This is a genomic window from Thermosynechococcus sp. M98_K2018_005 (genome assembly GCF_015295825.1).
GTDB lineage: Bacteria > Cyanobacteriota > Cyanobacteriia > Thermosynechococcales > Thermosynechococcaceae > Thermosynechococcus.
In genome coordinates this window covers 1-8,648 of the sequence record NZ_DVEH01000092.1, presented here as the reverse complement: position 1 = coordinate 8,648, position 8,648 = coordinate 1, and the positions used below count along the sequence as shown (strand labels likewise).

The 8,648-nt window shown below is 54.4% G+C and carries 7 protein-coding genes and 2 pseudogenes; 3 read left to right on the top strand and 6 right to left on the bottom strand.

Annotated features, from left to right (window positions below):
- Positions 1 to 209 precede the first annotated feature (209 nt).
- Positions 210 to 506 carry a ferredoxin PetF1 gene (gene petF1 / locus IGQ15_RS11230; RefSeq protein ID WP_297051799.1) on the top strand — a complete coding sequence of 99 codons (297 nt, stop codon included), beginning with the start codon at positions 210 to 212 and terminating at the stop codon, positions 504 to 506.
- 105 nt (positions 507 to 611) lie between these two features.
- Positions 612 to 1,754, top strand: a complete 1,143-nt coding sequence (locus IGQ15_RS11225) for a GNAT family N-acetyltransferase (protein WP_297051797.1) — start codon at positions 612 to 614, stop codon at positions 1,752 to 1,754.
- Here IGQ15_RS11225 and IGQ15_RS11220 read toward each other — a convergent pair.
- The 4 genes from IGQ15_RS11220 to IGQ15_RS11205 form a co-directional block, all read right to left on the bottom strand.
- Positions 1,751 to 2,485 (bottom strand): hypothetical protein, encoded by a 735-nt coding sequence (locus tag IGQ15_RS11220; RefSeq protein WP_297051795.1) that lies wholly within the window; start codon positions 2,483 to 2,485, stop codon positions 1,751 to 1,753. The two genes, IGQ15_RS11225 and IGQ15_RS11220, sit on opposite strands and share 4 nt — an antisense overlap.
- Positions 2,486 to 2,526: 41 nt before the next feature.
- Entirely contained in the window at positions 2,527 to 4,002 is a 1,476-nt protein-coding gene (locus tag IGQ15_RS11215; RefSeq protein ID WP_297051793.1) for a hypothetical protein, read from the bottom strand.
- Between the two features lie 80 nt (positions 4,003 to 4,082).
- Complete coding sequence (locus IGQ15_RS11210; RefSeq protein ID WP_297051791.1) at positions 4,083 to 5,639, bottom strand: DUF697 domain-containing protein; 1,557 nt, start codon at positions 5,637 to 5,639, stop codon at positions 4,083 to 4,085.
- Positions 5,636 to 6,019, bottom strand: coding sequence for a hypothetical protein (locus tag IGQ15_RS11205; protein ID WP_297051789.1), 384 nt, complete (start codon positions 6,017 to 6,019; stop codon positions 5,636 to 5,638). Before IGQ15_RS11205 ends, IGQ15_RS11210 begins: the two co-directional genes overlap by 4 nt.
- A 203-nt stretch (positions 6,020 to 6,222) precedes the next feature.
- Between IGQ15_RS11205 and gatA the strand changes: the two genes are divergently transcribed.
- Positions 6,223 to 7,671, top strand: a complete 1,449-nt coding sequence (gene gatA, locus IGQ15_RS11200) for an Asp-tRNA(Asn)/Glu-tRNA(Gln) amidotransferase subunit GatA (protein WP_297051787.1) — start codon at positions 6,223 to 6,225, stop codon at positions 7,669 to 7,671.
- Between the two features lie 3 nt (positions 7,672 to 7,674).
- On the opposite strand, the pseudogene IGQ15_RS11195 reads toward gatA, so the two are convergent.
- Positions 7,675 to 8,262, bottom strand: a pseudogene (locus IGQ15_RS11195) (ATP-binding cassette domain-containing protein); the annotation flags it as partial.
- 165 nt (positions 8,263 to 8,427) lie between these two features.
- Positions 8,428 to 8,648 (bottom strand): annotated as a pseudogene (locus IGQ15_RS12100) (phosphate ABC transporter permease subunit PstC); the annotation flags it as partial.

Sequence of the window (8,648 nt, the reverse complement as noted above, 5' to 3'; positions counted from 1 at the left end):
GAGTTGGCTGTATCCCCTCGCTGAAGCGGAGGGGTTTTAGCCTGCCCACATCACTTCTATAAGTATTTCAGATACCTTGGGAGTCTCAAATTACGAAAACGATACACAGCGTGACTGGCAGCCAACTATTAAGGCTGGGGTTTTCCCCTAGTATCTAAATTGGAGCGTGATGGCTCCCTGCCTTTTCTATACATGAGAGGACAAGATTCATGGCAACCTACAAAGTAACGCTAGTGCGTCCTGATGGAAGCGAAACAACAATTGACGTACCCGAAGATGAGTACATTCTGGATGTGGCGGAAGAGCAAGGCCTAGACCTGCCCTTCTCCTGCCGTGCTGGTGCTTGCTCCACCTGTGCCGGTAAGCTGCTGGAAGGAGAAGTGGATCAGTCGGATCAGTCCTTCTTGGATGATGACCAAATTGAGAAGGGCTTTGTGCTTACCTGTGTCGCCTATCCCCGTTCTGACTGCAAAATCCTGACCCACCAAGAGGAAGAACTTTACTAAGGGGATTTTGCACAATTGATCTTGCTGGGGCGGTTGTCGTTGGGCATCCCCCCTTTATTTTGGTGACGGAGTCCTTAAGATGGAAGTAGTGATTGGTGCCTGCTGATGGTTTCTGACTTGCCTCCCACTGGTGATTTGATTATCCGTCCTTTGGCCTATCGGGATGTGGAGGTGGTGGAACAGCGGCTGTGCCATGAGGGGGTACATGCTCAACCCTTTGGTCTGCCGTCCTTGGCGGGTGGCCTGATGACCTCACCGCTGCATCTATTGCAGTGGCTAACGGGGATGAGCAAGCAGCGGATTTATGTCGCGGAGCGGGACAACCAAGTGTTAGGCGTTGTGCAGGTGGCTCCCTTTAATGAAAGTCGCACCACATGGCAGGTACAGCAATTGGCCGCCCAAGAGTTTACGGAGGTGGGTACACAACTCCTGCGCCATTGTTTTAGTACCCTTGTGGAAGCCCGTACGTGGATAGTGGAAATCAATATTGACCATCGTGAGGCACTAGACCTCTACCGCCAAAATGGCTTTCAACCCTTGGCCCATCTCACCTACTGGCAAATTTCAGCGGATCAGTTGGCAGAACTGGCAGAGGGCACGCCTTGCTTGCCTAATTTGCTGAAGGTCACGAATGCCGATGCACGGTTGCTGCATGAGTTGGATACGATGTCGATGCCGGCACTAGTGCGCCAAGTCTTTAATCGCCACTATCGGGATTTTCAAACGAGTCTTTTGGATTGGCTACAGCACGGTTTGGCCAGTTGGTCGCAACAGGTGCAGGTGCACCGTGCCTATGTGTTTGAACCGCAGCGTAAGGTGGCGATCGCCTCCTATACACTCCATACCAGCCAAGATGGAGAGACGCCCCACTGGCTAGACTTAACGGTGCATCCTGCCTATACAACTCTGTATCCGGGGGTACTGACCCACATTGCCCGCCTAGTGCAGGCGTATCCACCCGTACCTCTACTGCTGTCTTCGACGGATTACCAAGGGGAGCGGGAAGCCTACCTTGAAAGCCGGGCTGAACCTATCCGCCGCAGTTTAATGATGTCCCGCTCGGTGTGGCACAAGGTGCGGGAAGTGCGATCGCCCCTGCCGGAAGGCTTGACCTTATCAGAAGTCCTCCAAGGCCTGCAAACCCATCGCCGCCCTCAACCCGGTCAGATGAATACTAAAGAGGGAGCACAGGCCTACTATCACAAGCATCCCCCCGAAAATACGTCGCCTCCGGAAGCCCAATCCTAATCTTGGGAGAGGGAAATTTCTGAGGTTTCGGTGTAGTCTTGGAGGGCTTGCAGGAGACGTTGGATTGTGGTTGCATTGTGGAGGGGTAGCTGTTCAGGTTCAGCAGCCAGCACTCGCTGCGGTAGATTTTCGAGGGGTTGACCATAGGTATTGCCCTTGGTGGCCAGCGGTGTACTTTGGGGCAGCGGATTCAGGAAGCTAATTTGCTCGGGCAAGTAGAAGATGGGTTGTAGTTGCTCTAGGGGGAAGGTGCCATAGCCTTGGGCATCCGCTGGATGGTGTTGCCAATAGTCCAAGAGAGTCTGGCGATCGCAAAAACCCAGCATCTGTGCTTGACGGCGATCGCGATCCAAACCAACGGCAACCGCTAAATCGGCGTTGATCACCCCCAAAAATGTCGGGCAATGAATCCGCAGAGACTCTCCCGTCTCGACAGGATGGATAGATAACTGCACCCCTTCCAAGTTAAGATCCGCAATGTCCAAAAGGTCAAGAGCCTCTGGCCGCTCACACCAAGTGGTACTCAGGGTGAGATCACCGGGGAGATCGTCGAGATCCTCCTGCTTACGGGGAACACCCTCATTTTCCCACCAGTCTATGAACGAGTAGAGGGCAACCAAATAGGGCAGAACCTGCCGTTGTCGACTGGGACGACATCCTTGAAGCACCCCATGGGCGGCATCCAATATCAGGGAACGAATGGGAACAGTCGGTGCCAAAAAGGAAGTCATAGCCGTCGTCATCCAAACCAGGTACGGAAAAGCAAAGCTGCCTAGGGAAGGTAGTAAATACCGTTATGCTCACACCACTGGGCAAGGGTGGCCTCTATTTGCTCATCAATTTGTTTTGCGGTGCAGAGGCCACGGGCATAGTCAGGGTGAATTTCACGGCGGGTTTGCCGTCGTTGGTGGGGGCTGGGGATTGATTGGGTTTCATACCATCGCCTCATCCATTGGGGAATCTGGGGATCTTGAAAGAATTTACGGTAGAGCCACAGGCGATATTCACGACCGAGGCAGCGAGAAATTGTGGGCTGGCTGACAAAGAGTTCACGGGCAATTTCCGCTTGGGTACGGCGACGCTCACACCAATCCCTGACCCATGTCGGCGTCTGCGGATCATTGAGAAACTCCGCCATACACTCCACCCCTTGGCCATTGCTGGTTGGCAGGGTGCGGGTATCGGGATAGTTGTCAATCCATTCTTGGTTGCCGTCGGTGGAGCAAATGTTCAGAGAGCGAGTGGACTGCACATAGCGTCCAAGGATGCGCCGCACCTGTTGATGAGTGTCACGGGTGTGCTCAACGGTCCAGCCCAAGAGTTGGGCAATGTGCTGGCGCAAACGAGCTGTCGAAGCACGGATACGGGGATCGGTAATTTCTGTTTGGACAATCGTAATCAACTGAGCGCAGGCTTTGGGATCAATCTCCCGCTGCACCTCAGGGGGCGCTGCTTGATAACGATCTTGAAAGACTTGCAGGGCACGGTTATCATAAAAGAGTAGTTCATCGGCCTCGCGCTTGAGGAGTTTGCGTTTTTCATCTGCCAGTTTATTGCTGACGACCGTGCGCGCCCATGCTTCAAAGGTGGGACGCCCATGACCAGTGGCACCAAAGGGCTTGAGGGGGTCAAAGGACTTCATTGCTTCCCAGAGCCAGCCCGTAAGGTTACTTTGGCATTGCTCGGGATCAGAGCTACCTAGGCACACTGTACGCAGCAAATCGCGGTATTCTTGGCGAAACTGGGGGGATAGGAGAACCGTTGCGCCGAGTTCTTGGCGTAGGCACTGGATAAAGAAGGCAAGGAAACACTCGGCCTCTGTTAGTTGCGGAGAGGGATTGCGGTTAGCTAGGGCTGGGCGACTAAAGGCAAGCACCAGTTGCTTGAGGGGTTGATTGTACTGGCCACGATTGAGGCGATCGTACTCATCTTGAATGATGGTGGCGGGAATTTGCAGTAACCGCTGCACCGTTTTTTGCACCGCCTGCTGTTGGAGTTGATCGCGGCTCAGGTGTTCTAGGCAGCGGGGAAAGAGACGATAATAGGCTTCCACTAGGCGTTGCAGATAGCCGCCACGCTGACTAAGCTGCGTATCAATGTTGCGCTCGAGGATGGCTCGCAGGGCTTGAGAGAGGGGCTTGATCACAGCGAGCGATCGCTCCCCAGCCAAATAACGAGACCGAGCTGCCTGCAATAACTGCGGCAGTTGTTCCACCTCAAGATCAGGACTGCGGGTCGAGAGACTCATCCGAAATGGGCAACATGAAAATAATTACTCAACATAGTAGCGGTTTTTGCCGATGTCCTTGGGACGATTGTTAGAATCGCTTAAGAGAGCTCCTCTTCGTGGGATAGGGGGGATTTCATCGCCTCAGGAATCACGGTTCCCAGTTGTGCGGGTAAGCGGGCGATCGCCTGCTGCACAAAGGCACGAATAAATTCATCGCGGCGATTGAGTTGAAACTGCCGTTGCACCACTTCCCCCATGCCGCCATCCCCCCAGTCTTGGTTGTGGCGAAAATACTCAATAAAACTTTTACCGGCAATGCGAGTGAGGTAGGCGGCGGTAATCCCTTGAACTGCTTTGCCAACCACCAGCCCCCCGACACTCAACTGGAGAGCTGTCCCCACCAGATTCATGGCACCTTTGACAATGCCGAGACTGGCCAAGGTTTTACCTAAGGAAAGGGCTAATTCGCGGGCGCGATCGCGATTCAGGTCACAGCCATAGACCTTGCCCATTTCCATTACCATTTGCGCATTCACAGCGGCAGCAGCTAGCAGATCCACCACAGGAATCGGCGTGACACAGACCACACCCGCACTGATCCACTGGTAGCGCTCCACCACCTTATCGGCTTGGCGGCGCCGTTGCTGATCAATGATTTTGCGGGCTTGCTCCCCTAGGCGTTGAGACTGCAAGAGGATATTATCTGCCACGAGGTCATCCCCTTCCTCGCGGAGAATGGCACTCATCCGCCGAATCAGTGGCCAAATATGGGGTTCGGGTTCTAACCACTCTCCTGTGTCGAGGCGAATCGGTTGGGGACGGGCGGCAATGCCCACCACATCTTGGGGGGGAATCAACCCCTTAACTCGCTGCCGTAAATGGCGCAGCAGAGCCAGTTGATCGGCCTCGGAGCGCAAGTCAATTTTATTGAGTACCAACAGCGATCGCTTGCCCATTTCCACCAAGTTGACCAAGGGGGTATATTCCGACTGGCGCAAGTCATCGTCCAAGACAAAAAGGAGTAAGTCGGCTTCGGCGGCAAGTTGGCGGGCTAATTGCTCGCGGTAGGTGCCAGCGACACCCGCTTCTAAGATACCGGGGGTATCAGTAATGAGAATTTCTTGATCCGTATCGGGGAGCCAAAAGCGATAGGTTTGCCCCACCTCCGTAGTGCCCATTGTTGGTGCCACTTCCCCCACCATCTCCCCAATGAGGGCATTGACGAGAGAGGTTTTACCCGCTGAACCGGTGCCAAAGACAACAATGCGCAATTCTTGGCGGTAAAAATCCTCCTCTAGCTCCCGTGCCCGTGCCAACAGCGCTTGCCGTGCCACTTCATCTTCAATTTGACTCAGTTGCTGCCGTAGGGCTTTGAGGTTTTCAGCGGCGGCCTCCGTTTTATCGAGGGGGGCTTGGGGCACAGCGGTGGCGGGCTTGGGCTTGCCCTTGCGTTCGAGTAAATACAGGTAGCGAAAGAAAGTATAGAGCAGCCCCCCCAATAGACCTATGAAAATCAGCACCAAGAGATTGGCCAAAAAGGGCGCCGTAAAAGCCACCTGCACATACAGCCACGTGAGTGCCGATATTAACCAGAGGATGAGCACCAGAATGGCACTGAATCCCAATAGTGGCCAAAACCAACGCTTGGGGGTCATGGCAGGTATTTCATCAGACGCTGCAAGAAGGGCAATTTCAGCGATCGCCCCCGCCATAGGCGCACCATCAGCCCCAAGTTCACCAGAAAGTAGGCAGTTCCCCAGAGACTATTCAGGAACAGCAACAGGCCATGATGCAGAGACTGGGCTTCACTCACACTGGCAGCCCCATTCAGCAGACCATAGCCCAACAGCCAAATGAGACCGATCAGAAGGGCAAGGCGACTGACTTGGCGAGTCTGGCGATCGCTCCCGCGGCGACTCAACTGCCACAGTGCTGGAATCATGCCAAAAATGGGCAGCAAATAGACAAAGAACCACAATCGCTGCAATGTCGGGTTGGTAAAGGCTTCCCGATCTACGGGGTCGAGCGGCTCCATCAAATACTCCCCAGGGGCATGAGCACTGTCGTCAGGGTTTCTTGATTCCTAATATATCGCTGATTGATTAAGAGACAGCCCCGTGCCAAAGTGCTGCATCTTGGGCGATAAATGATCAGCCACATTGCTAAACTGAAGATTGGCCTGTTTGCGGCCATGCCCGCGATCGCCAGTGTTGCATTGTCACTAGGGAATCTGCATTTATGTCAGTGATTCAGGAGCTACACCGTCAACTCGTTCGCAAAGAACGCTCCGCCACTGAAATCACCCAAGCCTATTTAGACCGCATTGCCGCAGTGGAGCCAACGCTCCATAGCTTCTTAACCGTGACGGGCGATCGCGCCCTTGCCCAAGCTGCTGAGGTGGATCAACGCCTTGCTGCCGGTGAAGAGATTGGTTTGCTCACAGGGATTCCCTTGGCCATCAAGGATAACCTTTGCACCTACGGTGTGCGCACCACCTGTGCTTCTAAGATGTTGGAGCACTTTGTCCCCCCCTACGAATCCACCGTGACCCAAAAATTGCAGGCCGCTGGCGCGATCATGGTGGGCAAAACCAATCTCGATGAATTTGCCATGGGCAGCTCCACCGAAAATTCTGCCTTTGGGTTCACCGCCAATCCTTGGAATCCAGAGCGCGTCTCTGGGGGGTCGTCTGGGGGGTCCGCTGCCGCCGTTGCTGCCGGGGAATGTGCTGCTGCCCTTGGTTCCGATACGGGTGGTTCCATTCGTCAACCCGCCGCCTTTTGTGGGGTGGTCGGCCTCAAACCCACCTATGGTTTAGTGTCGCGCTATGGCCTTGTTGCCTATGCGTCGTCATTAGATCAAGTCGGACCTTTGGCACCGACGGTCACAGATGCTGCGATTCTTTTGGGGGCGATCGCGGGGCATGATCCCAAGGATGCCACCAGTCTCAGCGTGTCGATTCCCGACTACACCCAAGCCCTCAAACCCGATCTCAAGGGGATGCGCATTGGCGTTATTCAAGAAACCGTGGGTGAAGGGTTGCAACCAGAGGTGAAATCTGCCCTTGAAGCCGCCCTAAAAACCCTAGAGGCATTGGGGGCAACGATTGTTGAACTCTCCTGTCCCCGCTTTGCCTACGGCCTGCCCACCTACTACATCATTGCCCCTTCAGAAGCCTCGGCGAACCTAGCCCGCTATGATGGCGTGAACTTTGGTTTTCGCGCTGAAGGAGCCAGCGATCTCCTTGAAATGTACATGAAAACTCGTGCCCAAGGCTTTGGGGCTGAGGTGAAGCGGCGGATCATGATTGGCACCTACGCCCTTTCCGCTGGCTACTATGATGCTTACTACCTACGGGCACAAAAGGTACGCACCCTGATCAAAGAGGACTTTGCCCAAGCCTTTGCACAGGCAGATGTTTTGGTCTGCCCCACAGCCCCCACCACTGCCTTCAAAGCTGGGGAGAAAACCGCCGATCCCCTGAGTATGTACCTGTCAGACCTGATGACAATTCCCGTGAACCTTGCCGGGCTACCGGGCTTGAGCCTCCCCTGTGGCTTTGATAGGGAAGGGCTGCCTATTGGTCTGCAGTTGATTGGCAACGTCCTAGGGGAAGAGACCCTATTTCACGTTGCCTATGCCTATGAACAGGCCACCCCTTGGCACCAGCAGCAGCCGCAACTTTAGACCCTAGCCGAAACGACCACTGACATCATCCATCGTGGCTTGCTCTTTGGGGTTATTGAAGACGACACTGGTGTAATCATACTCAACATTGAAGAAAACAGTGCGATCCCTCACCCGAGTCGCCTGCTGCATATGGTGGGTCACGATGACAATGGTGTAGTTCTGCTTCAATTCATGGATCAGTTCTTCCACCTTGAGGGTAGAAATCGGGTCAAGGGCAGAACAGGGTTCATCCATGAGGATGACCTCGGGCTTGATGGCGATCGTCCGTGCAATGCAGAGGCGTTTTTGCTGACCCCCCGATAGAGACAGGCCACTTTCTTTAAGCTTGTCCTTATCCCGAAGTGCCGCTTGCCGCAGGGAGGTTTCCACAAGCTCGTCTAAGTCTCCCTTGTACGTATTGACCCGCGCCCCAAAGGCGACATTGTCATAGATGGACTTGGGAAAGGGATTGGGTTTTTGGAACACCATGCCAATGCGCCGCCGCACCGCCACCGGATCTACCTCTGGGGCGTAGAGATCTTTGCCGTAGTAGGTAATTTTGGCTTCGACTCGGGCACCCGGCACCAGATCATTACCCAATAGGCGATTTTGCTCCCCCGCCCAAATTCGGACAGCCACACAGCACCCAAAACACCAATGGGAACACTAATGACGACGGCCACTACTAAGACAATCAACGTGCCCACAATGGCATTGCCAAGACCCCCACCACTCAAGCCGAGGGGCGGCGGCAGCTTTGTAAACAAGTCCAAGTTAATCAGAGATAGCCCTTGAGACGATTAGTGTCAAAATCATTAAGTTAAACCCGCGTAGAGCAGAGCGGCCACCTGATCGTGCCCGGCCTCACAAACTGAGAGGCAATTAGTGAAGCGATCGTCGAGCCAGGTTCAAGGATAGAAATGTTGATACGGTTAGCGTTCCCAACCAGCATGGCTGCGGCCATCGTTTCCCCCAGCGCCCGACCGAGAGCCAAC

Bases quoted from the DNA above. Each gene is read 5' to 3' on its own strand.
- petF1 (WP_297051799.1), top strand. From the start codon at position 210: ATGGCAACCTACAAAGTAACGCTAGTGCGTCCTGATGGAAGCGAAACA.
- IGQ15_RS11225 (WP_297051797.1), top strand. From the start codon at position 612: ATGGTTTCTGACTTGCCTCCCACTGGTGATTTGATTATCCGTCCTTTG.
- IGQ15_RS11220 (WP_297051795.1), bottom strand. From the start codon at position 2,485: ATGACTTCCTTTTTGGCACCGACTGTTCCCATTCGTTCCCTGATATTG.
- IGQ15_RS11215 (WP_297051793.1), bottom strand. From the start codon at position 4,002: ATGAGTCTCTCGACCCGCAGTCCTGATCTTGAGGTGGAACAACTGCCG.
- IGQ15_RS11210 (WP_297051791.1), bottom strand. From the start codon at position 5,639: ATGACCCCCAAGCGTTGGTTTTGGCCACTATTGGGATTCAGTGCCATT.
- IGQ15_RS11205 (WP_297051789.1), bottom strand. From the start codon at position 6,019: ATGGAGCCGCTCGACCCCGTAGATCGGGAAGCCTTTACCAACCCGACA.
- gatA (WP_297051787.1), top strand. From the start codon at position 6,223: ATGTCAGTGATTCAGGAGCTACACCGTCAACTCGTTCGCAAAGAACGC.